The organism is Phenylobacterium sp., from assembly GCF_041916435.1.
Taxonomy (GTDB): Bacteria; Pseudomonadota; Alphaproteobacteria; order Caulobacterales; family Caulobacteraceae; genus Phenylobacterium.
The window spans coordinates 61553-86453 of record NZ_JAYRZM010000004.1 but is presented as its reverse complement, the minus strand read 5'-3'; the positions used below and the strand labels follow the sequence as shown (position 1 = coordinate 86453).

General features: G+C 70.4%; 18 protein-coding genes. 11 read left to right on the top strand and 7 right to left on the bottom strand.

Translation table 11 applies throughout. From position 1 onward, the window contains the following. The first annotated feature begins 175 nt into the window (after window positions 1-175). From sucC to ACE3TA_RS11795, 8 genes are all read left to right on the top strand, one after another. On the top strand, window positions 176-1375 hold the full coding sequence (gene sucC, locus ACE3TA_RS11830) for an ADP-forming succinate--CoA ligase subunit beta (protein WP_374573856.1): 1200 nt from the start codon (window positions 176-178) through the stop codon (window positions 1373-1375). Next, window positions 1375-2253 (top strand): succinate--CoA ligase subunit alpha, encoded by an 879-nt coding sequence (gene sucD / locus ACE3TA_RS11825; protein ID WP_374573854.1) that lies wholly within the window; start codon window positions 1375-1377, stop codon window positions 2251-2253. Before sucC ends, sucD begins: the two co-directional genes overlap by 1 nt. 82 nt (window positions 2254-2335) lie before the next feature. Beyond that, on the top strand, window positions 2336-5290 hold the full coding sequence (locus ACE3TA_RS11820; RefSeq protein ID WP_374573852.1) for a 2-oxoglutarate dehydrogenase E1 component: 2955 nt from the start codon (window positions 2336-2338) through the stop codon (window positions 5288-5290). A gap of 33 nt (window positions 5291-5323) precedes the next feature. Continuing rightward, on the top strand, window positions 5324-6556 hold the full coding sequence (gene odhB / locus ACE3TA_RS11815; protein WP_374573850.1) for a 2-oxoglutarate dehydrogenase complex dihydrolipoyllysine-residue succinyltransferase: 1233 nt from the start codon (window positions 5324-5326) through the stop codon (window positions 6554-6556). Between the two features lie 73 nt (window positions 6557-6629). Beyond that, window positions 6630-8027 (top strand): dihydrolipoyl dehydrogenase, encoded by a 1398-nt coding sequence (gene lpdA, locus ACE3TA_RS11810; RefSeq protein WP_374573848.1) that lies wholly within the window; start codon window positions 6630-6632, stop codon window positions 8025-8027. Continuing rightward, on the top strand, window positions 8027-8458 hold the full coding sequence (locus tag ACE3TA_RS11805) for an N-acetyltransferase family protein (protein WP_374573846.1): 432 nt from the start codon (window positions 8027-8029) through the stop codon (window positions 8456-8458). The genes lpdA and ACE3TA_RS11805 overlap by 1 nt, the downstream gene beginning before the upstream one ends. Before the next feature lie 148 nt (window positions 8459-8606). Next, a complete protein-coding gene (locus ACE3TA_RS11800) occupies window positions 8607-10430 on the top strand; it encodes a flavin-containing monooxygenase (protein WP_374573844.1) in 1824 nt (607 codons plus the stop codon). 70 nt (window positions 10431-10500) lie between these two features. Further along, window positions 10501-10776: a hypothetical protein gene (locus tag ACE3TA_RS11795; RefSeq protein WP_374573842.1), complete on the top strand. Its 276-nt coding sequence runs from the start codon at window positions 10501-10503 to the stop codon at window positions 10774-10776. A 41-nt stretch (window positions 10777-10817) separates the two neighbouring features. Here the strand turns inward: ACE3TA_RS11795 and ACE3TA_RS11790 are convergent, their stop codons facing one another. Genes ACE3TA_RS11790 through fsa form a run of 3 tightly spaced genes read right to left on the bottom strand, consistent with a single transcriptional unit; the run spans window position 10818 to window position 13081 of the window. Next, entirely contained in the window at window positions 10818-11744 is a 927-nt protein-coding gene (locus ACE3TA_RS11790; protein WP_374573840.1) for a tyrosine recombinase XerC, read from the bottom strand. Then, window positions 11729-12409: a DUF484 family protein gene (locus ACE3TA_RS11785; RefSeq protein ID WP_374573838.1), complete on the bottom strand. Its 681-nt coding sequence runs from the start codon at window positions 12407-12409 to the stop codon at window positions 11729-11731. Before ACE3TA_RS11785 ends, ACE3TA_RS11790 begins: the two co-directional genes overlap by 16 nt. Window positions 12410-12427: 18 nt before the next feature. Next, on the bottom strand, window positions 12428-13081 hold the full coding sequence (gene fsa, locus ACE3TA_RS11780) for a fructose-6-phosphate aldolase (protein ID WP_374573836.1): 654 nt from the start codon (window positions 13079-13081) through the stop codon (window positions 12428-12430). A gap of 75 nt (window positions 13082-13156) precedes the next feature. On the opposite strand from fsa, the gene ACE3TA_RS11775 reads away from it, so the two are divergent. Next, window positions 13157-15319, top strand: coding sequence for a primosomal protein N' (locus tag ACE3TA_RS11775; RefSeq protein ID WP_374573834.1), 2163 nt, complete (start codon window positions 13157-13159; stop codon window positions 15317-15319). A 9-nt stretch (window positions 15320-15328) separates the two neighbouring features. Here the strand turns inward: ACE3TA_RS11775 and zwf are convergent, their stop codons facing one another. Then, entirely contained in the window at window positions 15329-16801 is a 1473-nt protein-coding gene (gene zwf / locus ACE3TA_RS11770) for a glucose-6-phosphate dehydrogenase (protein WP_374573832.1), read from the bottom strand. 215 nt (window positions 16802-17016) lie between these two features. Here zwf and ACE3TA_RS11765 point away from each other — a divergent pair, with 215 nt between their 5' ends. Then, window positions 17017-18417, top strand: coding sequence for a trehalose-6-phosphate synthase (locus tag ACE3TA_RS11765; protein WP_374573830.1), 1401 nt, complete (start codon window positions 17017-17019; stop codon window positions 18415-18417). A 17-nt stretch (window positions 18418-18434) separates the two neighbouring features. Then, window positions 18435-19352, top strand: a complete 918-nt coding sequence (gene ligD / locus ACE3TA_RS11760; RefSeq protein ID WP_374573828.1) for a non-homologous end-joining DNA ligase — start codon at window positions 18435-18437, stop codon at window positions 19350-19352. Here ligD and ACE3TA_RS11755 read toward each other — a convergent pair. The 3 genes from ACE3TA_RS11755 to ACE3TA_RS11745 form a co-directional block, all read right to left on the bottom strand. After that, a complete protein-coding gene (locus ACE3TA_RS11755; RefSeq protein WP_374573826.1) occupies window positions 19349-20884 on the bottom strand; it encodes a carboxylesterase/lipase family protein in 1536 nt (511 codons plus the stop codon). The genes ligD and ACE3TA_RS11755 overlap by 4 nt on opposite strands. Before the next feature lie 169 nt (window positions 20885-21053). Continuing rightward, window positions 21054-21512 carry an endonuclease domain-containing protein gene (locus tag ACE3TA_RS11750; protein ID WP_374573824.1) on the bottom strand — a complete coding sequence of 153 codons (459 nt, stop codon included), beginning with the start codon at window positions 21510-21512 and terminating at the stop codon, window positions 21054-21056. Between the two features lie 80 nt (window positions 21513-21592). Further along, the gene (locus ACE3TA_RS11745) at window positions 21593-24772 is read right to left on the bottom strand and encodes an error-prone DNA polymerase (RefSeq protein WP_374573822.1); all 3180 of its coding nucleotides are present in this window, start codon (window positions 24770-24772) and stop codon (window positions 21593-21595) included. Window positions 24773-24901: the final 129 nt, after the last annotated feature.

The window sequence follows — 24901 nt, the reverse complement described above, 5'->3', positions numbered from 1 at the left end:
CCCCCTTGCTAGGCGCCTCGGACTCCGTTTCGGGCGCTCCCGGACTCTTCGGCTGGGCAAGCGGCGATAAGGGCCCGTGTTTGACGTTACGTGCGGTTGCCACGCTGCGACGGGGCGCCTATAACCCCGGCCACTCGCCGGACGGGCGAGACGTTCGCAGCGAAATCCCGACCTCATGAACATCCACGAGCACCAAGCCAAGGCCGTACTCTCCGAGTTCGGCGTCGCGGTCCCGCGCGGCTATCCCGCCTTTTCCGTAGACGAAGCAGTCGCCGCCGCCGAGAAGCTCGGCGGTCCGGTCTACGTCGTCAAATCGCAGATCCACGCCGGTGGGCGCGGCAAGGGCCGCTTCGAAGGCCTGGGCCCCGACGCCAAGGGCGGCGTGCGGGTGCTGAAGTCGGTCGACGAGGTGAAGACCAACGCCGCCGAGATGCTCGGCCGCGTGCTGGTGACGCACCAGACCGGCCCCGCCGGCAAGCAGGTCAACCGCCTCTACATCGAAGAAGGCGCGGCGATCGCCAAGGAATTCTACCTCTCGCTCCTGGTGGACCGCGAGACCAGCCGCGTGTCGGTGGTCGCCTCCACCGAGGGCGGCATGGACATCGAGGACGTGGCGCACTCCACGCCCGACAAGATCCACTCCTTCTCCATCGACCCGGCCACCGGCGTCTTCCCGCACCACGGCCGCACGCTGGCCAAGGCGCTGGGGCTGACGGGGGGGCTGGCCAAGGAAGCGGCCACGCTGCTCGGCCAGCTCTACACGGCGTTCCTGGCCAAGGACATGTCGATGCTGGAGATCAACCCGCTGATCGTCACCGGCGATGATCACCTGCGGGTGCTGGACGCCAAGGTCAGCTTCGACTCCAACGCGCTCTTCCGCCACCCGGACATCGTCGCCCTGCGCGACGAGACCGAGGAGGACCCCAAAGAGATCGAGGCCTCCAAGTACGACCTCAGCTACATCGCCCTCGACGGCGAGATCGGCTGCATGGTCAACGGCGCGGGCCTGGCCATGGCCACCATGGACATCATCAAGCTCTACGGCGCCGAGCCGGCCAACTTCCTCGACGTGGGCGGCGGCGCCTCCAAGGAGAAGGTGACCGCGGCCTTCAAGATCATCACCGCGGACCCCGCGGTGAAGGGCATCCTGGTCAACATCTTCGGCGGCATCATGCGCTGCGACATCATCGCCGAGGGCGTGGTCGAGGCGGTCAAGGAAGTCGGCCTGAAAGTTCCGCTGGTGGTTCGCCTGGAAGGCACCAACGTCGAACTCGGCAAGAAGATCATCAACGAGAGCGGCCTGGACGTGATCGCGGCCAACGACCTCTCCGATGGTGCGGAAAAGATCGTCAAGGCCGTTCGGGGGGCCAAGTAATGTCCATCCTTATCGGCAAGGAAACCCGCGTCATCTGCCAGGGCATCACCGGCAGCCAGGGCACCTTCCACACGGAACAGGCCATCGCCTACGGCACCAAGATGGTCGGCGGCGTCACGCCCGGCAAAGGCGGCCAGACCCACGTCGGCCTGCCCGTGTTCGACACGGTCGGCGAGGCGGTGAAAGAGACCGGCGCCGACGCCAGCGTGATCTACGTGCCGCCGCCGTTCGCGGCCGACTCGATCCTGGAGGCCATCGACGCCGAGGTGCCCCTGATCATCTGCATCACCGAGGGCATCCCGGTGGCCGACATGATCAAGGTGAAGCGCTCGCTGTCGGGCTCCAAGTCGCGGCTGATCGGGCCCAACTGCCCCGGCGTGCTCACCCCGGAAGCCTGCAAAATCGGCATCATGCCGGGAAACATCTTCAAGAAGGGCTCGGTGGGTGTTGTCTCCCGCTCCGGGACGCTTACCTACGAAGCCGTGTTTCAGACCTCCCAGGTGGGGCTCGGCCAGACGACGGCCGTCGGCATCGGCGGCGACCCCGTCAAGGGCACCGAGTTCATCGATGTGCTCGACATGTTCCTGAAGGACCCCGAAACCGAGTCGATCATCATGATCGGCGAGATCGGCGGTTCGGCCGAGGAAGACGCGGCCGAATTCATCAAGAATTCAGCCATCAAGAAGCCAATGGTGGGATTCATTGCGGGACGCACCGCGCCGCCCGGGCGGCGCATGGGTCACGCGGGCGCCATCATCTCCGGCGGCAAGGGCGGGGCCGAGGACAAGATCGCTGCGATGGAGGCCGCGGGCATCCGCGTCTCTCCGTCGCCCGCGAAGCTCGGTGAAACCCTGATGCAGGTGCTGAAGGGCGCCTGAGGGCGACAATAGAAGCGTATGGGCGGTCTGCGCTCGGCTCCTGACCAGATGTCCGCGCGGCGACCGCCGGGAAGCGGATGACATGGCGGACGATGCTGGTCTGATCAACGAGGTGCTCGCGGAGACCTCCTTCCTCTATGGCGGCAACGCCGCCTTCGTGGAGGATCTCTACGCCAAATGGGCGGCGAACCCGGATTCGGTGGAGCCGTCCTGGCGGGCCTTCTTCGCCTCGCTGCAGGACCGCGCCGACGAGATCAAGGCCGCCGCGACCAAGCCGGCCTGGACCAGGCCGCTGGCCCCGGAGCCCAGGCCCGACTGGCTCTCGGCCATCGACGGGCTGTGGCCCGCGGTGGAGGCCAAGGTCGGCAAGACCATCGCCGATCGCGCGCCCGCCGCCAGCCAGGACCAGATCCGCGCCGCCACCCTGGATTCCCTGCGCGCGATCATGATGATCCGCGCCTACCGGATGCGCGGCCACCTGCAGGCCAACCTCGACCCGCTGGGCATCGCCACCACGCCCGGCGACGCCACCGAGCTGGACCCGGCCACCTACGGCTTCACCGAGGCCGACTACGACCGGCCGATCTTCCTGGACTTCGTGCTGGGCCTGGAGACCGCGACGATCCGCGAGATCCTGGCGATCCTGCGCCGCACCTACTGCCGCGACATCGGCGTGCAGTACATGCACATCTCCGACCCGGCCCAGAAGGCCTGGCTGCAGGAGCGCATCGAGGGCCGCGACAAGGAGATCACCTTCACCCAGGAGGGCAAGGTCGCCATCCTGAAGAAGCTGATCGAGGCCGAGGGCTTCGAGAGGTTCCTGCACAAGCGCTTCCCCGGCACCAAGCGTTTCGGCCTGGACGGCGGCGAGGCGATGGTCCCGGCGCTGGAGCAGATCATCAAGCGCGGCGGCGCGCTCGGCGTGAAGGACATCGTCATCGGCATGCCGCACCGCGGCCGCCTGAACGTGCTCGCCGCGGTGATGGGCAAGCCCTACCAGATCATCTTCCACGAATTCCAGGGCGGCTCGAGCCTGCCTTCGGACGTGGAGGGCTCGGGCGACGTGAAGTACCACCTGGGCGCCTCGTCGGACCGCACCTTCGACGGCAACAGCGTGCACCTGTCGCTGACGGCCAACCCCTCGCACCTGGAGATCGTCAACCCGGTGGTGATCGGCAAGGCCCGCGCCAAGCAGGCCTTCACCCTGCGCGAGACCCCCACCGCCGGCCGCGGCCACGTCCTGCCCCTGCTGCTGCACGGCGACGCCGCCTTCGCCGGCCAGGGCGTGGTGGCCGAATGCTTCGCCTTGTCGGGCCTGAAGGGCTACGGCGTGGGCGGCTCGATCCACTTCATCGTCAACAACCAGATCGGCTTCACCACGAGCCCGAAGTATTCGCGCTCCTCGCCCTATCCGTCGGATTCGGCGCTGATGGTGGAAGCTCCGATCTTCCACGTGAACGGCGACGATCCGGAGTCCGTCACCTTCGCCGCCAAGGTCGCCACCGAGTTCCGCCAGCTGTTCGGCAAGGACGTGGTGATCGACATGTTCTGCTATCGCCGGTTCGGTCACAACGAGGGCGACGACCCGACGATGACCCAGCCGTTGATGTACGCCAAGATCAAGAACCACCCGACCACGCGCGAGCTCTACGCCCAGCGCCTGATCGGCGAGGGGGTGTGCACCGCCGAGCAGGTCGAAGGCTGGGTCAACGAGTTCGCCGACTACCTCGACAAGGAATTCGAGGCCGGCAAGGTCTACCGCGCCAACAAGGCCGACTGGCTTGACGGCAAATGGTCGGGCCTTTCCCTGCCGGGCAGCGACGATCGCCGCGGCGAGACCGCCGTGCCGATGCAGAAGCTCAAGGACCTGGGCCTGAAGATCACCTCGATCCCTGAAGGCTTCAACGTCCACAAGACGGTCGAACGGGTCATCCGCAACCGCCACGAGGCCATCGAAGCCGGCGAGGGCCTGGACTGGTCGACGGCCGAGCACCTGGCGTTCGCCACCCTGCTGGACCAGGGTTTCCCGGTGCGCCTGTCCGGCCAGGACAGCGTGCGCGGCACCTTCGTGCAGCGCCACTCCGGCCTGGTCGATCAGCAGACCGAGGAAGTCTACTTCCCCCTGCGCAACGTCTCGCCGAACCAGGCCCACTTCGAGGTGCTGGACTCGGCCCTGTCGGAAGAGGCGGTGCTGGGCTTCGAGTACGGCTTCTCCCTGACCGACCCGAAGACCCTGACCATGTGGGAGGCCCAGTTCGGCGACTTCGCCAACGGCGCCCAGGTCGTGGTCGACCAGTTCATCTCCTCGGGCGAGCGCAAGTGGCTGCGCATGAGCGGCCTGGTCATGCTCCTGCCGCACGGCTACGAGGGCCAGGGCCCCGAGCACTCCTCCGCGCGCCTGGAGCGCTATCTGCAGCTCTGCGCCGAGGACAACATGCAGGTGGTCAACTGCACCACCCCGGCCAACTACTTCCACGCCCTGCGCCGCCAGCTCCTGCGCGAGTTCCGCAAGCCGCTGATCGTGATGTCGCCCAAGAGCCTGTTGCGCCACAAGCGGGCGGTCTCGGCGCTGAAGGACATGGCCGAGGGCTCGTCCTTCCATCGGGTGATGATCGATGGGGCCGAGGCCGGCCAGGACGTGGGCGGCGTCGAGCTGAAGAGCGACGACAAGATCGCCCGCGTGGTGCTGTGCTCGGGCAAGGTCTACTTCGACCTGGTCGAGGCCCGCGCCCGCTACGGCCGCGACGACGTCTACCTCCTGCGCCTTGAGCAGTTCTATCCGTGGCCGGTGAAGTCGCTGTCCAACGAGCTCAAGCGCTTCAAGAACGCCGAGCTGGTCTGGTGCCAGGAAGAGCCGAAGAACATGGGCGGCTGGACCTTCGTCGACCCGTGGCTGGAGCTCACCCTGGAGCGGCTCAACGTCAAGGCCAAGCGCGCCCGCTACGTCGGCCGCCCGGCCTCGGCCTCCACCGCCGCCGGCCTGATGAGCCGGCACATGCGTGAACTCGAATCCTTCCTCGAAGACGCCTTCGCCTGAGGCGAACAAAAAGACACGACAGGAGCCCTTCCTATGGCCGACATCATGACTCCCGCCTTGGGCGAGTCCGTCACCGAGGCGACGGTGGCGCGCTGGACCAAGAAAGCCGGGGAGCCCGTCAGGAAGGACGAGATCCTGGTGGAGCTGGAGACCGACAAGGTGAGCCTTGAGGTCGCCGCGCCCGCCGACGGCGTTCTGTCCGAGATCGCCGCCGAAGAGGGCGCCACCGTCGAGCCCGGCGCGATCCTGGGCCGCGTGACCGAAGGCGCCGCCGCCGCGGCGGCCCCGGCCAAGGCGGCTCCGGCCCCCGCGCCGAAGGCCGAGGCTCCCGCGCCCGCGCCTGCGCCCGCCGCGCCGGCCCCCGCCGCGGCGCCGGCCAAAGCCGAGGCCCCGGTGCTGGCCCCCTCGGCCCAGCGCATCGCAACCGAGAACAAGCTCGATCCGGCCGCCATCGCCGGCACCGGCAAGGGCGGACGGGTGACCAAGGGCGACGCCCTGGCGGCCCTGGAAGCCCGCGCCTCCGCGCCGCCTCCGGCGCCCGCGCCGGCCGCCCCGCGCGAGATCCACGAGCGCGAGGAGCGCGTGCGCATGACGCGCGTGCGCCAGACCATCGCGCGCCGCCTGAAGGAAGCCCAGAACACCGCCGCCATGCTGACGACCTTCAACGAGGTCGACATGAGCGCGGTGATGGCCCTGCGCAATCAGTACAAGGACGTCTTCGAGAAGAAGCACGGCGTGAAGCTCGGCTTCATGAGCTTCTTCGTGAAGGCCGTCGTCGCGGCCCTCAAGCAGGTGCCGGACGTCAACGCCGAGATCGACGGCACGGACCTCATCTACAAGAACCACTACGACATCAGCGTCGCGGTGGGCACCGAGCGCGGCCTGGTGACGCCGGTCGTGCGCGACGCCGACGCCATGAGCCTGGCCGACATCGAAAAGGCCATCGGCGACCTCGGCAAGAAGGCGCGTGACGGCAAGCTCGCCCTGGAAGACCTGCAGGGCGGCACCTTCACCATCTCCAACGGCGGCGTCTACGGCTCCCTGATGTCGACGCCGATCCTCAACCCGCCGCAGTCCGGCATCCTGGGCATGCACAAGATCCAGGAACGGCCGATGGTGGTCGGCGGCCAGATCGTCGTCCGCCCGATGATGTACCTGGCGCTCAGCTACGACCACCGCGTCGTCGACGGCCAGGGCGCGGTGACCTTCCTGGTGAAGGTCAAGGAGAACCTGGAAGACCCGCAGCGGATGCTGCTGGACCTCTGATCGCGCCCGGCGCCTGAACCTGCTTATCCGGCGGCGGGGCGACGCCCCGCCGTTTTCGTGAAGGACCCTGACCATGGCCCAGTACGACGTCATCATCATCGGGGGCGGCCCCGGCGGCTACAACGCGGCGATCCGCGCCGGCCAGCTGGGCCTGAAGGCCGCCTGCGTGGAAATGCGCGGGACCCTGGGCGGCACCTGCCTGAACGTCGGCTGCATGCCCTCCAAGGCGCTGCTGCACGCCTCGGAGTTCTATGAGGCCGCCGGCGGCGAGTTCGCCAAGCTCGGCATCCAGGTCAGCCCCAAGCTCGACCTGGTGCAGATGATGAACCAGAAGGCCGAGAGCGTGGCCGCCCTGACCAAGGGCATCGAGTTCCTGTTCAAGAAGAACAAGGTCGACTGGATCAAGGGCGCCGGCAAGATCGCCGGGCCCGGCAAGGTCGAGGTGACCGCCGAGGACGGCTCGGTCACCGCCCTGGAAGCCAAGAACATCGTCATCGCCACCGGCTCGGAGCCCTCGTCCCTGCCCGGCGTCGAGGTCGACAACAAGCGCATCGTCGATTCCACCGGCGCCCTGTCCCTGCCCGAGGTTCCCAAGTCCCTGGTGGTGATCGGCGCGGGCATCATCGGCCTGGAGCTGGGCTCGGTCTGGCGGCGCCTGGGCGCCGAGGTGACCGTCGTGGAGTTCCTCGACCGCATCACCCCCGGCATGGACGCCGAGATCGCCAAGACCTTCCAGCGGTCGCTCACCAAGCAGGGCATGACCTTCAAGCTCGGCGCCAAGGTGACCGGCGCCAAGGCCGGCAAGAACGACGTGACCCTCACCGTCGAGCCCGTCGCCGGCGGCGAGGCCGAGACCCTCAAGGCCCAGTACGTCCTGCTGGCCATCGGCCGCCGTCCGTATACGAACGGCCTGGGCCTGGAGACCGTGGGGATCACGCCCGACAAGCGCGGCTTCATCGAGACCGACCACTTCAAGACCTCGGCCCCCGGCGTCTGGGCCATCGGCGACGTGATCTACGGGCCGATGCTGGCGCACAAGGCCGAGGAGGACGCGGTCGCCTGCATCGAGCTGATCGCGGGCAAGGCCGGCCACGTGGACTACAACCTGGTGCCGAGCGTGGTCTACACCTCGCCGGAAGTGGCCTGGGTCGGCAAGACCGAGGAACAGCTCAAGGAGGCGGGCGTCGCCTACAAGGTCGGCAAGTTCCCCTTCATCGCCAACTCCCGCGCCAAGATCAACCACGAGACCGAGGGCTTCGTGAAGGTGCTGGCCGACGCCAAGACCGACGAGATCCTGGGCGTGCACATGATCGGTCCCTCCACCAGCGAGATGATCGGCGAATACTGCGTGGCCATGGCCTTCCGCGCCGCCAGCGAGGACGTCGCCCGCATCTGCCACCCGCACCCCACGCGCTCCGAAGCCGGCAAGCAGGCCGCCATGGGCGTCGAGGGCTGGACCATGCAGGCCTGATGGCCAAGGGGCTCGTCATCCGCCCCGCGGCGGCCGACGAGCTTTCCGCATGCGCGGCGCTCTATGAGCGGGTCCACGCCGAGACCTTCACCTGGGTGCGCCCGGACCGGCTGCCGACCGCCGAGGACTTCCTCGCCGACGCCGCCGACGAGGAAGTGAGCGTGGCCCTGCTCGACGACCGGCTGGCTGGGTTCGCCGCCGTCTACGTCCCAGACAACTTCCTGCATTCCCTGTTCGTCGCCGAACGCGGCCACGGCGTGGGCAAGGCCCTGCTCGACCACGTCTGCGCCCGCGCCGACGGGCCGGTGAGCCTCAAGGTCCAGGCGCCCAACCTGCGCGCGGAAGCCTTCTATCTGCGCGAAGGCTTCCGCGTGATCGGCCGCGGCGAGGATCCGCCGCCGGGCTTTCCCTGGATCAAGATGGTCAAGTGAGCCGGGGCGCGGCCGCGCCCAAACCGACTTTTCGAAAAATCTGGCGGCCGCTTCGCCGATTGCGTATCAATGATCACATAGACCGCGCCGATCCCGCTGGGCGGGGCCGCCTCGGCGCGTCCGTTCATTTCGATCGAGGTCGTTTCAGATGCCGGATTCCAACGAGCCCCAGGGCGCCGTGCGCAAGCCCATCGACAAGCAGGCGTTGCTCGCCAGGTACCGGGCCGAGCGGGACAAGCGCCTGCGCGATGACGGCAACGAGCAGTACCTGCAGCTCAAGGGCCAGCTCTCCCACTACCTGGACGATCCCTACACCCCGCGCGTGGAGCGCGAGCCGAAGACCGACCACGTCACGTTCGCCTTCATCGGCGGCGGCTTCGCCGGCCTGGTCGCCGGCGCGCGGCTGAAGGAGGCCGGGATCGACGACGTGCGGATCGTCGAGAAGGGCGGCGGCTTCGGCGGCACCTGGTACTGGAACCGCTATCCGGGCGCCCAGTGCGACACCGCCTCGATGATCTACATGCCGCTTCTCGAGGAAACCGGGCACATGCCCAGCGAGAAGTACGCCCACGCCCCGGAGATCCTGGAGCAGTGCGAGCGGATCGGCCGCAAGTACGGCCTCTACGACAACGCCCTGTTCCACACCGAGGTGACCGGCGTGGAGTGGGACGAGGCCCGCTCGCGCTGGATCATCCGCACCAACCGCGGCGACGAGTTCACCGCCGACTTCATCGGCATCGGCAACGGCCCGCTGCACGTGCCGAAGCTGCCCGGCATCCCCGGCATCGAGAGCTTCGAGGGCCACTCGTTCCACACCAGCCGGTGGGACTACGGCTACACCGGCGGCGATCCCAAGGGCGCGCCGATGGACAAGCTCGCCGACAAGCGCGTGGCGATCATCGGCACCGGCGCCACCTCGGTGCAGGCCGTCCCGCATCTGGCCCGCTCGGCCAAGGAGCTCTACGTCTTCCAGCGCACGCCCTCCTCGGTCGACGTGCGGGCCAACATCCCGATCGACGCGGACTGGTTCGCCTCGGTCGCGACCCCCGGCTGGCAACAGCGCTGGCTGGAGAACTTCACCGCCAACCAGGCCGGCGGCTCGGCCGACGAGGATCTGGTGCAGGACGGCTGGACCGACCTGTCGCGCCGCATCCGCGCCAAGATCGGCCAGATCCCGCGCGAGCAGCTCACGCCGCAGAAGATGCTCGAAGCCTTCGAGGACTCCGACTTCGAGAAGATGGAGGAGATCCGCGCGCGGGTGGACGGGATCGTCGAGGACCACGAGACCGCCCAGAAGCTGAAGGCCTGGTACCGTCAGCTCTGCAAGCGCCCGTGCTTCCACGACCAGTACCTGCAGGCCTTCAACGAGCCCGGCGCCCATCTGATCGACACCGACGGCAAGGGCGTGGAGAAGATCACCGAGACCGGCGTCGTGGTCGCCGGCAAGGAATATCCCGTCGACTGCATCATCTACGCCTCGGGCTTCGAGGTCGGCACCGAGTGGACCCGCCGCTCGGGCTTCGACCTGGTCGGCAAGGACGGGCTGAAGCTCTCCGAGGCCTGGGCCGACGGCATGAAGACCAAGCACGGCCTGCACGTGCACGGCTTCCCCAACGCCTTCTTCGTCCAGCCGACCCAGGGCGCGAACCTGATCTCCAACATTCCGCACAACCTGACCGACTCGGCCCGCACCATCGCCCTGGTGGTGAAGACCGCCCTGGAGCGCGGCGCCAAGGAGGTGGAAGTCACGCAAGAGGCCCAGGACGACTGGGTCGCCCTGCTGCTCACCGGGCCCGGCCGGATGATGATCGGCTCGCCCGATTGCACCCCCGGCTACTACAACAACGAGGGCAAGGACCCCGGCCCCGCCGCCAAGTACAATGTCGGCTATCCGGCCGGCGCCTCGGCCTACTTCAAGTACATCGAGGACTGGCGCAATTCCGGCCAGTTCGAGGGCCTGGCGTTCCGCTGAGGCCGGGCGCGCTGTCGCCACTTCAGGTGGCGTGATAGGCTCATGGGGCGATCAGAAATGGAGCCGCCCCATGACGCCGCTCTTGGCCCTCGCCGCCGCCCTGGCGGTCCAGCCCGCCGCCGAGGTTCCACTCAAGGCTGAAGCGCACCTCGTTCCGGCCTGCCGCGCCGGAACGCTTCAGGTCGTCCAGCGCCAGCCCCGCGCCGAGCTGAAGAAGCTCGGCGACCTGCCCATGGCCCGCCTGATGCTGCCGGTCGAGCGCAAGGTCGACGGCTGCGCCGTCCCCGCCTTCGTCTCCGGCCCGCGCGACTTCGACGGGCGTTTCGCCGCGCCGTCGGGGAACTAGCGCCTGATCGCCCTCCCCTTCGCGGAGGAGCCCCCCACGCCTCAAGCCCGCGGATGGGCCTTGGAATAGGCCGCCAAGAGCCCGGCCGCGTCCACCTGGGTGTAGCGCTGGGTGGTCGAGAGCGAGGCGTGCCCCAGGAGTTCCTGGATCGAGCGCAGGTCCGCGCCCGCGCCCAGAAGGTGCGTGGCGAAGGAGTGGCGCAGGGCGTGGGGCGTGGCGCTGTCCGGCAGGCCGAGCCGTCCGCGCAGGGCCTGCACCGTGGCCTGCACGTGGCGCGGGCTGAGCGGGCCGCCGCGCTTGGCGCGGAACAGGGCCTCGTCCGGCGAGAGCACGAAGGGCGCGGCGGCCAGATAGGCGTCCACCGCCTCGCGCACGGCCGGCAGCACCGGCACAATCCGCGTCTTCGAGCCCTTGCCGAGAATGCGCAGGCTCTCGCCCAGCGGCGCATCGGATCGCTTCAGCGACAGCGCCTCGGATATCCGCAGGCCGCAGCCGTAGAGCAGGGTCAGGACCGCCTCGTCGCGGGCCGCCTCCCAGTCCTCGCGGTCCGGGTCCAGCCCCGGCTCGGCCAGGAGGCCCCTGGCCTGGTCCTCGCTCACCGGCCGCGGCGCGCCGGGGCGCACGCGCGGCCCGCGCACCAGGGCGACGGCGGCGTTGGCCACGCCCAGGCGCCGGTCCAGGAACCGATGGAAGGTGCGGATCGCCGACAGGGCCTGCGACAGCGAGCGCGGCGACAAGGGGTGCTCGCCCGAGCGCAGGTGCGCCAGCCAGGCGCGCACCTCGGCCTGGCTCACGCCGCCGAGGTCGGAAAGGCCCAGGGCCTCGCCCCGGTGCTGCGCCAGGAAGTCGAGATAGCGCCGCGCCGCGAAGCCGTAGGCCTCCAGCGTGCGCGGCGAGGACCGGCGCTCCTTTTCCAGATGCTCCAGCCAGGCGGCCAGGGCCTGGTGGGCGGTCACAGGACCGGCCATCGCTCCGCCGTGCGCTCCACCACCCGCGCCAGGAACGCCACCAGCTCGGCGCCCATGTCCTCGGTGAAGCCCTCTTCGTCGGCCGAGCCGAAAGCGATCAGCCCCTGCCGCGCCGGCTCCCAGATGGCCATGCGCACCAGGGCGACCGAGCGCACCTCCTCGGCCTTGGCGCCGAACAGGCCGTGCGCCGTGGGAAGCTGGCCCAGCCGCGCCAGCCGCTGGGGATCGCCCAGGATCATGTCGATCTGGCCGGGAACCATCACGCGCCAGCCGGCCGGCACGTTTCCGCTGTCCTCCAGCGCCACCACGCCCGACACCAGGCCGAAGCGAAGCTGCGCCAGGTCGTCGACCCGGCGGGCGAGGTCGGAATGGTTGCGCGCCTCCAGAAGGTCGATCACCGCCCCGTGGGTCTGGGCCTGGGCGGCGAAGTTGGCGCGGGCGGTGGCCTCGAGCTGGCGGCGCACGCTGGATTCGCGCTTGTGGGCGGCGTGCACGCGGGCCAGCGCCGCCGGGCCGAAGTCGACCACATTGGCCGCGTCGAGCCTCAGGCCCAGCTCGCCCAGCAGCGCCGAATCGCCGCGCAGGAATTCGGGATTGTCGGACAGGAAGCGCCGAACGCTCTCCGGCTCCAGCGCTGAATCCGTCGCCAAAACCGTCGCGTCCATGTGACCCCCTTCAGTCCGTCATAGGATCGACTGTCCGGTCTTCGCCCAGTCGCCCATGAACTGTTCAAGCCCCTTCTCGGTTAACGGGTGCTTGAAAAGGTCGTTGAAAACGGCCGGCGGCAGGGTCGCGCAGTCCGCCCCCGCCAGGGCCGCGGCGGTCACGTGGGCGGGGTTGCGGATCGAGGCGGCCAGGATCTCGGTGTCGAAATCATAGTTGTCGTAGATGGCGCGGATCTCGGCGATCAGGCCCATGCCGTCGGCGCCGTGGTCGTCCAGCCGGCCGATGAACGGCGAGACGTAGGTCGCCCCCGCCTTGGCCGCCAAGAGCGCCTGGGCGGCGGAGAAGCACAGGGTGACGTTGGTCTGGATGCCTTCGCGGGCGAATTCGTTGGTGGCGATCAGCCCGTCGCGGGTCAGCGGCACCTTGACCACCACGTTGGGCGCGATGGCCGCCAGCTTGCGCCCCTCGGCCAGCATCCCCGTCGCCTGGGTCGCGGCCACCTCGGCGCTGACAGGGCCCTCGACGAGATCGCAAATCTCGGCGATGACCTCCAGGATGGGACGGCCCGACTTGGCGATCAGCGAGGGATTGGTGGTGACGCCGTCGACCAGGCCCGTCTCGGCCAGTTCCTGGATGAGGGCCGTGTCGGGGGTGTCGAGGAAGAGCTGCATGATCGGGGTCCCGCCATTCGAGGTGGCCGGTCTTGTAGCCGGTCTCGATGACGGTATGAAAGCCCCGGCGAATCCATGAGCCGCATCGCCTCCATCCTGTTGCCCATGCCCCTGCCCGAGGCGTTCGACTACGCCGAGCCTGAGGGCATGGACCTGGCCGTCGGCGACCAGGTGGCCGCCCCGCTCGGCCCGCGCCTGCTGCGCGGCGTGGTGGTGGCCCTGCGCGACGCGACCGGCGGCAACCGCCCGCTCAAGCCGGTGGAGGGCAAGCTCGAGGACCCGGCGCTACCCGAACACACCCTGGAGTTCATCCAGTGGGCGGCCCGCTACAGCGTCGACGCCCCCGGCGCGCCGCTGGCCATCGCCCTGCGCGGCGCCCGCGCGCCGAGGCCCAAGCCCGTCAAGATCGTCGAGCCCACCGGCGTGCAGCCCGCCCGCTCCACGCCCGCCCGCGCCAAGGTGCTGGCCGCGGCGGCCGAACAGCGCCTCGCCCCCGCCGACCTCGCCCGCGCGGCCGGGGTCAGCGCCGGGGTGGTCAAGGGCCTGATCGACGAAGGCGCGCTCGCCGTGCGCCTGATCGAGGCCGAGGCCGGCTTTCCCGCCCCGGACCTGTCGCGCGCCGGCGCCCCGCTCAACGCCAGCCAGGCCGCCGCCGCCGAGGCGCTGACCGGCGCGGTGCGGGCCGGCGGCTTCGGCGTCACCCTGCTCGACGGCGTCACCGGCTCGGGCAAGACCGAGGTCTATCTGGAGGCCGCCGCCGCGGCCCTCGCCGCCGATCCCGAGGCGCAGGTCCTGATCATGCTGCCGGAGATCGCCCTCACCCAGGCGGTGATCGCCCGCGTCGCCCAGCGGTTCGGCGCGCCCCCCGGCGAGTGGCACTCCGACGTCGCCCCGCCCGCCCGCCGGCGGGTGTGGGAATCCGTCGCCGCCGGCCGCTGCCGCATCGTCGTCGGCGCCCGTTCGGCGCTGTTCCTGCCGTTCCGCAAGCTCAAGCTGATCGTCGTCGACGAGGAGCACGACGGTTCCTACAAGCAGGAGGACGGCTTCATCTACCAGGCCCGCGACCTCGCCGTCGTGCGCGGCAAGATCGAGGACGCCCAGGTGATCCTGGCCTCGGCCACGCCCTCGCTGGAGACCCTGCGCAACGCCGAGGCCGGCCGCTACCGATGGCTGCGCCTGTCCGCCCGCCACGGCGCGGCCGAGCTGCCGGACGTCGAGCTCGTCGACCTGCGCGAGACGCCCCCGGACACCGGCCGCTGGCTCTCCCCGCCGCTGGTCCAGGCCATGACCGAGACCCTGGCCCGCGGCGAACAGGTGCTCTTGTTCCTCAACCGCCGCGGCTACGCCCCGCTGGTGCTGTGCCGCGCCTGCGGCGAGCGCATGTGCGCGCCGGACACCGATTCCTGGCTGGTGGAGCACCGCTACACCGGCCGGCTGGTCTGCCACCTCACCGGCTTTTCCATGATGAAGCCGGACAAGTGCCCCCACTGCGGGGCCAAGGACAGCCTGGTCTCCATTGGTCCGGGCGTGGAGCGGGTGGAGGAGGAGGCGCGCCTGCTCTTCCCGCAGGCCCGCATCGCCGTCTTCTCCTCCGACACCCTGTTCGACGCGCGCGAGGCGCGGCGGCTGGTCGAGGCCATGGAAGCCGGCGAGATCGACATCCTGGTGGCCACCCAGGCGGCGGCCAAGGGCCACAACTTCCCCAACCTCACCCTGGTCGGCGTGGTCGACGCCGACCTCGGCCTGCGCGGCGGCGACCTGCGCGCGGGCGAGCGCACCTATCAGCTCCTGGCCCAGGCCACCGGCCGGGCCGGCCGCCACGAGCGGCCCGGCCGCGCCCTGTTGCAGACCTACGCCCCGGAGCATCCGGTGATGCAGGCGCTGCAGGCCCAGGACCGGGACGCCTTCGTCGAGGCCGAGATGGCCGAGCGCGAACTCGCCGGCCTGCCCCCCTTCGGCCGGCTGGGGGCGATCATCCTGTCGGGCGAAGACCCCGCGGCCCTTGAGGCTTTCGCCCAGGCCATGGCCCAGGCCGCGCCCAACACCGAGGGGGTGGAGGTCTATGGCCCCGCCGACGCGCCGCTGGCCCTGGTGCGCGGGCGCCGGCGCAAGCGCTTCCTGGTGCGCGCCGACCGCACGGTGGACCTGTCGGCCTATCTCGCCGCCTGGCGCGCCCGCGTGAAGCCGCCCGCCTCCATCCGCGTCGCCATCGACGTCGATCCCTACAGCTTCCTGTAGGCGCCTGCCTCAGTCGTCGTACCAGGCCCGGCCGTAACGCTCGGTCAGGGCGAAGGCGCCTGAGGGGCCCCAACTGCCGGCGGCGTAGGCCTTGGGCGTGAAGTTCGATTCCCGCCAGGCCTCGGCCACCCCGTCGACCCAGGACCACGCCTGCTCCACCTCGTCGCGGCGGACGAACAGGGTGGAGTTGCCGTGGATCACGTCCAGCAACAGCCGCTCATAGGCGATGCGCCGGCGCGCGTTCGGCCCCGAATAGGCCTTCAGCAGCGACAGCGACAGGGGCAGCGGCTGCAACCGCATCCCTTCTCGCGACAGGCCCGGCGCCTTGTTCATCAGAAGCAGCTCGATGTCCTCGTCCGGCTGCAGGTCGATGATCAGCCGGTTGGCCACCAGGTCGGCCTTGGCCTGGCCGCCGAACACCGAGTGCGGCACGCCCTTGAACTGGATGGCGATCTGGGTGCGCCGCTCGGGCAGGCGCTTGCCGGTGCGCAGGAAGAACGGCACCCCCGCCCAGCGCCAGTTGTCGATGTCCGCGCGCAGGGCCACGAACGTCTCGGTGCTGCTCGGCGCGCCCCGCTCGGCGTCGTATCCGGGCACGGAGCGTCCCTCGACCACCCCTTGCGTGTACTGCCCGCGCACGCTGTTCACCGGCACGTCGGCGCGGGTGAACGGCCGCAGCGAGCGCAGCACCTTGACCTTCTCGTTGCGCACAGCCGAGGGGTCCATGTCCGCCGGCGGCTCCATCGCCACCAGGCAGAGCAGTTGCAGCATGTGGTTCTGCACCATGTCGCGCAGGGCGCCGTACTCGTCGTAGTAGGGCCAGCGCTCGCCCACCCCCTCGGTCTCGGCCACGGTGATCTGCACGTGGTCGATCGTCAGGTTGTTCCACAGGGGCTCGAACAGGGTGTTGGCGAAGCGCAGCGCCAGAAGGTTCTGCACCGTCTCCTTGCCCAGGTAGTGGTCGATGCGGAAGATCCGGTCCTCGCTGAACACCGCGCCCACCGCCGCGTTGGTGGACATCGAGCTCGCCAGGTCCTGGCCGATCGGCTTCTCCAGCACGATCCGCGTCTGCGGTCCGGCCAGGTTCGCCCCGGCCAGCGCCTTGCACACCGCCCCATAGAGGCTGGGCGAGAGCGCCAGGTAGAACATCGGCCGCCTGGCCTCGCCCAGGGCCTTGCCGAGCACCTGGACGCCCTCGGCCGTCGTGGCGTCGGCCGCCCGATAGTCCAGCCGCGCGGCGAAGCGGCCCCAGACCTCCTCGTCGACGCCCATCGGCCCGGCCCGCTGGACCACCGCGTCGCGCACCAGGTCGACGAAGGCCTCGCGCTCGAGCTCCGCGCGCGCGGTCGCCACGATCTTGAACCCCTCGGGCAGGAAGCCGTCCGTCTCCAGGAAGTAGAGCGAGGGGAACAGCATCCGCTGCGCCAGGTCGCCGGTTCCGCCGAAAAGCACCAGCGCGTCGGCGAGGGGCGCGTCAGCCATGAGGATCATCCTGGATGAGTCTTGGGAGGAACGAGCTTCCCTTTAGCCGGTTGCAACCACCTGCGCATCCCGGGTGTTCCGCAAGGGCACGACTTCACGGGAGAGCGGGAGGCCTAACGGCGCGCGTCTGGGCGCCCTGCGCCGCCCTGAGGGAAGGATCGCATGATTTCGGGCGTCGCCAGCCGCGATGGCCGCCTCGCGCGGGGAGCGGGCCGATGGGCCGGCTGATCATCGTCTCCAACCGCGTCACCCCGCCGGTGGGCAGCGGCGAGGAGAGCATGGGCGGCTTGGCCCTGGCCCTCGCCGCGGCGCTGCGCGAGTACTCCGGCGTCTGGTTCGGCTGGAGCGGGCGCACGGCCCCGGCGTTCACCGGCCAGCTCGCCATGCAGCGGATCCAGGGGGTGACCATCGCCACCGTCGACCTGGAGGAGGCCGACCGCGACGAATACTACAACGGCTACGCCAACAAGACGCTCTGGCCGCTGTTCCACTACCGGCCGGACCTGGCCGCCTACGACCGCTCCTTCGGCGAGGGCTACGAGCGGGTCAACCGCCGCTTCGCCGAGACCCTGCGCCCGCTGATCGAGCCGGACGATCTGGTCTGGGTGCACGACTATCACCTGATCCCGCTGGCCCGCGAGCTGCGCCGCCTGGGGGTGAAGAACCCGCTGGGCTTCTTCCTGCACATCCCCTGGCCGGCCTATCAGCTCATGGTCACCCTGCCTCGCCACCGCGAGCTCGTGCAGGCCCTGTTCGACTACGACCTCGTCGGCTTCCAGACCGAGGGCTACCTGCAGGCCTTCGAGGAGTATGTGAAGAACGAGATCGACGGCGTGCGGCTGGACGAGGCCCACATCAAGGCCTTCGGGCGGATACTGAAGGTCGGCGCCTTCCCCATCGGGATCGACGCGGCCGACATGGCGCGGATCACCGCCTCCTCGCGGGCCCTGCGCACCTATGACGTGATGGCCGCCCACACGGTGTTCCGCAAGCTGATCGTCGGCGTCGACCGGCTCGACTACTCCAAGGGCCTGGAGGAACGCTTCCTCGGCTTCGAGCGGTTCCTGGTCGACAATCCCGCGCTGCGCCGGGAGGTTCTGTTCCTGCAGATCGCCCCGCCCAGCCGCGAGGCGGTGCAGGCGTATCAGGAGATCCGCGGCCGCCTCGATTCCCTGTCCGGCCGCATCAACGGCGCCTTCGCCGACATCGACTGGAACCCCGTGCGCTACGTCAACAAGAGCTACCGGCGCGACGAGCTGGCCGGCGTCTATCGGGCCGCCCGCGTGGGCCTGGTCACGCCCCTGCGCGACGGTATGAATCTGGTGGCCAAGGAGTATGTCGCCGCGCAAGATCCCGACGACCCGGGCGTCCTGGTGCTCTCGCGTTTCGCCGGCGCGGCCGACCAGCTCAAGGAGGCGTTGATCGTCAATCCCAACAGTCCCGAGGAGATCTCCGAGGCGCTGAGGCGCGCGCTCGCCATGGACCGCGAGGAACGGATCAAGCGCTGGCGCGTGCTGTTCGACAACGTGCGCAGCCAGACCGTGGCGTCCTGGCGCGACCGCTTCGTCGGCGCCCTGGCCGATCTGTCGCCGCCCCGCGCGGTGCTGGCGAGCTGACGGTCCGGGCGGGCGCGATGGCGGACAGCACGGCCGAGCGGCCCACGCGCGTGATGGGGGTGGAGATCACTTCGCCCGGCAAGCCCCTGTGGCCGGCCGGGGCGGCGGGCGAGCCGCCGATCACCAAGCTGGACTACGCCCGCTACCTGGAGGCCGTCGGGCCATGGATGGCCCCGCATGTCCTGGACCGCCCGCTGAGCGTGGTGCGCGCGCCGGACGGCGTGGGCGGCCAGACCTTCTTTCAGCGGCACTGGTCCGGCGAAGGGCCCGCGCAGATCGGCGGCGTGCGCCTGGGCGACGACCGCGAGCCCTATCTGCGGATCACCAGCGTGGAGGCGCTCGCCGCCCTGGCCCAGATCGCCGCGGTCGAGCTGCATCCCTGGAACTGCCGCCCCGGCGATCCGGGCGCGGCGGGGCGGCTGGTGTTCGACTTCGACCCGGGCGCGGGCCTCGCCTTCGACGCCGTGGTCGCCGCCGCGACGGAGGTGCGCGAGCGCCTGGCCGCCGTGGGGCTCGAGGGCTTCTGCCGCACCACCGGCGGCAAGGGCCTGCACGTGGTCGTCCCGCTGGCGCCCGGCGCGAGCTGGACCGCCGCCAAGGCCTTCTCCCGCGATCTCTGCCACGCCATGGCCGCCGACGCCCCGGCCCGCTACGTGACCACGGTCGCCAAGGCCGAGCGGACCGGCCGCATCTTCCTGGACTATCTGCGCAACGACCGGGCCGCCTCGGCGGTCGCCCCGCTCTCGGCGCGGGCCCGGCCGGCGGCCACCGCGGCCATGCCGCTGACCTGGGACCAGGTGCGCCCGGGGCTCGATCCGGCGCGCTACACGATCCGCACGGTCCCGCCGCTGCTGGACGGACTCAAGGCCTGGGCCAGCTATGAAGAGGCCGAGCGCCCCCTCGGCGCCGCCATCGCCCGGCTCGCCAAGATCTAGTTCGACGTCTCGCTCGGCAGGCCGATGCGGTACTGGGCCACGCGGTCCTGGAAGTCGAGCTCGGGCTTGCGCAGGCCCGTGCGCACGCCGCTGTCGTCGCCGAACTCCATGAGCTGATCCGTAGACGGATCATACGTCGGCCAGGCGGGCCCGGAGGCGCAGGTCGGGGTCGAGGTCTTGGCGAACGCCACCCAGCAGGAATGCATCAGGCCGGCCACCGCGTGGTCCCTGGGCGTCACGCTGGCCGGATCGGTGCGCCGTCCCCACCAGTCGAAGACGTACTGGATCTCCGCGGCGTGCGCGGCCCGCGTCATCTGCGGGCGGAAGCGGTCGCCGACGTAAGAGAAGTAGTAGAGCCAGACCGGCGCGCCGCCGGAGGCCTCCTTGGCGACCCAGCGGGCCGGCGCGCCCATGGTCCAGTCGGTGAACAGCGCCCGGCCGAGCGCCGCGTCGCCCTTAGCCGCGTCGTCGGCGTAGACTTGGCGCACCACCGGCCCCGCCTTGGCGGCCGGGGCGACCGGGTCCATGCCGAAGGCGTCCATCAGCGAGTCCTCGCCGCTGTTGGAGCCGATGATCATCGGCACGTCGATCTCGCGCCCTTCGGCGAAGGCCTTGGTGGCGGTCTCCTTCAGGAGCCGCCCGTCCGGCGCGGGGCCGATGAAGCCGGTCCCGCCGGCCTCCAGGAGCTTGTCGACGGGCGCGGCGCGCAGGTCGGCGAGGCTGGCGTCCGCGCCGGGCAGGCCCAGCTTGCCGGCCAGCTCCGCGCCCTGGTTCTCCTTGTCGGCGAAGCTGTCCGGCGAGAACCAGCCGCCGCCGGATTCGACGATGGCCTTGGCGTAGAGCCCCTTGGTCTCGGGGATGGCCAGGAGCTGCAGCACGCTCATCGCGCCGGCCGATTCCCCCAGCACCGTCACGTTGTCCGGGTCCCCGCCGAAGGCGGCGATGTTGCGCTTGACCCACTTCAGCGCCGCGATCTGGTCCATCAGGCCGTAGTTGTAGAGCGGCGCGTCGGGGGCGGCGGCCTTGGTCAGCGCCGGATGGGCGAAGAAGCCCAGCTCGCCCAGCCGGTAGTTGATGGACACGAACACCACCCCGTCGCGGGCGAAGTTGGCCCCGTCGTAGATCCAGCCCGCGCCATAGCGGAAGGCGCCGCCGTGCAGCCACACCATCACCGGCGCCTTGGTCGCGTGCGGCGGGGCGAAGACGTTGAGCTGCAGGCAGTCCTCGCTCATCGGCCCGTTGGCCGCCCCGGCGTTGGGCTTGCCGTCCGGGCGCATCGGCTGGGGACAGGAGGGACCGGGCGTGACCGCCTCGCGCTCGCCGCTCCAGGGCTTGGCCGGCGCCGGCGGCGCCCAGCGCAGCTCGCCCACCGGCGGGGCGGCGTAGGGGATGTCGCGGAAGACCACGGCCTTGTCGGTGGCGTCGCCGACCAGCACGCCGGTCTCCACCTTCACCGCCACGGGCGCCGCGGCGGCCGCGCCGGCCAGGGCGGCCAGCCCCAGGGCCGCGCCGAAGATCGCGCCAGCTTTCATGGTCGTCCCTCCCAGGATCTGTCGGCCCGCAGCTTTCCGGCTCCCCGCCCGGCGGGTCAAGCAAGGCTCGGTGACGAAATGTATCCGGGCGGCGGCTCCGCCTATTCTCCTCCCCCTCAGGGGGAGGGGGACCGCGAAGCGGTGGAGGGGGCAGGCGCACGCCTCGCGATCAGGCGCGCTCTTGTGGAGACGTCAGCCAAGCCAGGATCGTCCGCACCACGCCGTCGAGATCGTCGCGCACGTCCGTGGCGGAGATCCTCAGCACCCGCACGTCCCGTTCGGCGAGCCAGGCGTCACGCAGCTCCGCACGCTCAGGGCCATCGCCGAAGTCGTGCCTCAGGCCGTCCACCTCGACCGCCAGGCGCACCGCTTCACAGTAGAAATCGAGCACGTAGGGACCGATTGGATGCTGTCGGCGAAACCGAAAGCCCGCCAGCCCCTTGCGGCGCAGCGCCATCCACAACCTCGCTTCCGGCGGCGTCAGCCTTCGGCGCAATGATCTGGCGCGCCGGATCGTCGGTTTCGGTGCGGACATGGTCGGGTTCAACGCCTCCAGCAGCACCCCCTCCACCCCTTCGGGGTCCCCCTCCCCCACTTCGCGGGGGAGGAGATCGAAGCGGCGCCTCATCAGATTCTCCTCCCCCTCAGGGGGAGGGGGACCGCGAAGCGGTGGAGGGGGACCACGGGACGGTGGAGGCCCCCCGCCTCTCAGTGGAAGTCGCGGCTGCGCACCAGGCGGGGCGCGGCGCGGGCGTCGTCCTCGCGCAGGCGGGCCAGTTCGCCCGACAGGTCGGTGAAGCGTTCGGCCACCAGGTGGATCACCTCGCCGGCCCGCTGCAGCCGGCCGTGGACCACCACGAACGAGGCGGTCATCACCAGCCGCCGGTTGGCCTCGAAGACGTCGCGCCAGACCACCACGTTGGCCGGCCCGGTCTCGTCCTCCAGGGTCAGGAAGGTCACCCCCTTGGCCGTGCCCGGCCGCTGGCGGATCAGGACCAGCCCGCCGATGGCGAGCCGCTGGCCGTTGCGGGCGGTCTCCAGCGCCTGGGCCGGGATCGCCCCCAGCCGCTTCAGCTCCTGGCGGAAGAAGCCGCAGGGATGCGCCTTCAGCGACAGCCCCGTGGTGCGATAGTCCTCCACCACGTGCCGCGGCAGGCTCATCAGCGGCAGCTCCACCTGGGTCTCGGTGGAGGAAAGCCGCGCGGCCAGCGGCGCGTCGGTCTCGATGCGCCCTTCCCCCGCCAGGCCCTTCACCGCCCACAGCGCCGCGCGCCGCGACAGCCCCAGCGAACGGAAGGCGTCGGCCTCGGCCAGCAGCTCCAGGGTGCGGCGCGACAGCCGCCCGGCGCGGGCGAGCTCGGGCAGGGTGCGCGCGCCGGCCGCCCGCGCCTCGACCAGCCGTCGCGCCTCCTCCTCCTTCAGGCCGCGCACCTGGCGAAGGCCGAGCCGCACGGCCTTCAGGCGCGCGCCGCCCGAGGCCGGCTCCAGGGTGCAGTCCCAGTCGCTGGCGCTCACGTCGGGCGCGCGCACCTCCACCCCGTGCCGGCGCGCGTCGCGCACCAGCTGGGCCGGCTGGTAGAAGCCCATCGGCTGGCTGTTGAGCAGCGCCGCGCAGAACACGTCCGGATACCAGCGCTTGATCCAGGCCGAGGCGTAGACCAACAGGGCGAAGCTGATCGCGTGGCTCTCCGGAAAGCCGTAGGAGCCGAAGCCCTCGATCTGCTTGAAGCAGCGCTGGGCGAACTCGGGGTCATAGCCCCGCGCGGTCATCCCCTCGACGAACTTCACGCCGTATTCCCCCACCGTGCCCATGTGGCGGAAGGTGGCCATGGAGCGGCGCAGGCCGTCGGCCTCCGATTCGGTGAACTTGGCCGCCTCGATGGCCAGGCGCATCGCCTGTTCCTGGAAGAGGGGCACCCCCAGGGTCTTGCCCAGCACCTGGTGCAGCTCGTTCGCCGGCCCGTGCTCGGGCGAGGGCGAAGGAAACTCCACCGGCTCGATCCCGTCCCTGCGGCGAAGGTAGGGGTGCACCATGTCCCCCTGGATCGGCCCGGGCCGCACGATGGCCACCTCGATGACCAGGTCGTAGAACCGCCTGGGCTTCAGCCGGGGCAGCATCGACATCTGCGCGCGGCTCTCCACCTGGAAGACGCCGATGGAATCGGCGTGGCGGAGCATCTCGTAGACCTCCGGATCCTCCTGCGGGATCTGGGCGATGTCGCCGATGTCCGTGCGGCCGTGATCCTCCTGCAGCATCACCAGGCTGCGCTTCAGCGCCGTCAGCATGCCCAGCGCCAGGACGTCCACCTTCATCAGGCCGAGCGCGTCGATGTCGTCCTTGTCCCACTCGATGAAGGTGCGGTCGGCCATGGCCGCATTGCCGATGGGCACGGTCTCGTCCAGCCGCCGCTGGGTCAGCACGAAGCCGCCCACGTGCTGCGACAGGTGGCGCGGAAAGCCGATCAGCTCGCTGGCCAGGGCCACCGCGCGGCGGATCTCCGGATTGTCCGGATCCAGTCCGGCCTGGCGCACGTGCGCCTCGGGCATCTCGTGGCCGTAGCTGCCCCACACGGTGTTGGCGAGGGCGGCGGTGATGTCCTCGGTCAGGCCGAGCGCCTTGCCCACCTGGCGGATCGCCATGCGCGGGCGGTAGTGGATCACCGTGGCGACGATCGAGGCGCGGTGGCGGCCGTAGCGGCGATAGACGTACTGCATCACCTCCTCGCGCCGCTCGTGCTCGAAGTCGACGTCGATGTCCGGCGGCTCGCCGCGCTTCTCGGAGATGAAGCGTGAGAACAGAAGGTCCTGATCGTCCTTGGTCGGATCGACCGCGGTGACGCCCAGGCAAAAGCAGACGCAGGAGTTGGCCGCCGAGCCGCGCCCCTGGCACAGGATCTGTTGCTCGCGCGCCCAGCGCACGATGTCGTGCACGGTCAGGAAGTAGTTGGGGAAGTCGAGCTTCTCGATCAGCTCGAGCTCGTGCTCCAGGACGCGGCGCTCCTTGTCCGGCACCCCGTTCGGAAACCGCCAGGCCGCCCCCTCCCAGGTCAGGTCGCGCAGGTGCTGGATCGCCGTCTTGCCCGGCGGCACCGGCTCGTCGGGATATTCGTAGCGCAGTTGGCCAAGGTCGAAGCCGATCCGCCCGGCGATCTCCACCGTGCGCTCCACCGCCTCGGGGAAGCGGGCGAACAGGCGCGCCATCTCGGCCGGCGACTTCAGGTGCCGCTCGGCGTTGGCCTCCAGGCGCAGCCCCGCGTCCTGGATCGTGCATTTCTCGCGGATGCAGGTCATCACGTCCTGCAGCGCCCGCCGCTCGGGGCCGTGGTGGAGCACGTCGTTCACCGCCACCATCGGCGCGCCGCTCCGCCGGGCGAGCTCGGCCAGGCGGCCCAGCCTCGGCAGGTCGCGCGCGCCATAGCCCCGCGCCGCCGCCAGCCAGGCGTTTCCCCGAAACGCGCCGGCGATGCGGTCCAGCCGCTCGGCGAAGTCCTCGTCCAGCCGCTCGGGCGGGACCACCAGCACGAGTTGGCCCTCGGCGTGTTCGGCGAAATCGGTCCAGAAGAGCTGGCACTCGCCCTTCTTCGAGCGGCGCTGGCCCACGGTCAGCAGCCGGGTCAGCCGCCCGTAGGCCTCCCGGTCGGACGGGTAGCAGATGAGGCTCGGCGTGGCGTCGGCGAAGTCCAGCCGGCAGCCGGTCAGCGCCCGCACGCCCCGGTCCTGGGCCGCGCTCCAGGCCCGCACCACCCCCGCCAGGGAGTTGCGGTCGCAGATCCCGATCGCCTCCATCCCCAGCCCCTCGGCCGTGGCCACCAGCTCGGCCGGATAGGAGGCCCCGCGCAGGAACGAAAAGTTCGTGGCCGTCTGCAGCTCGGCGTAGCGGGGGGTCATGGGATTCCCAGTCCCCCTCCGGCCCTCCGGGCCACCTCCCCCAAAAGGGGAGGACCCACGCGGCCCGCGATGCTCCCCCTCTGGGGGAGCTGTCGCGAAGCGACTGAGGGGGCCCTTGACCGCCGTCGC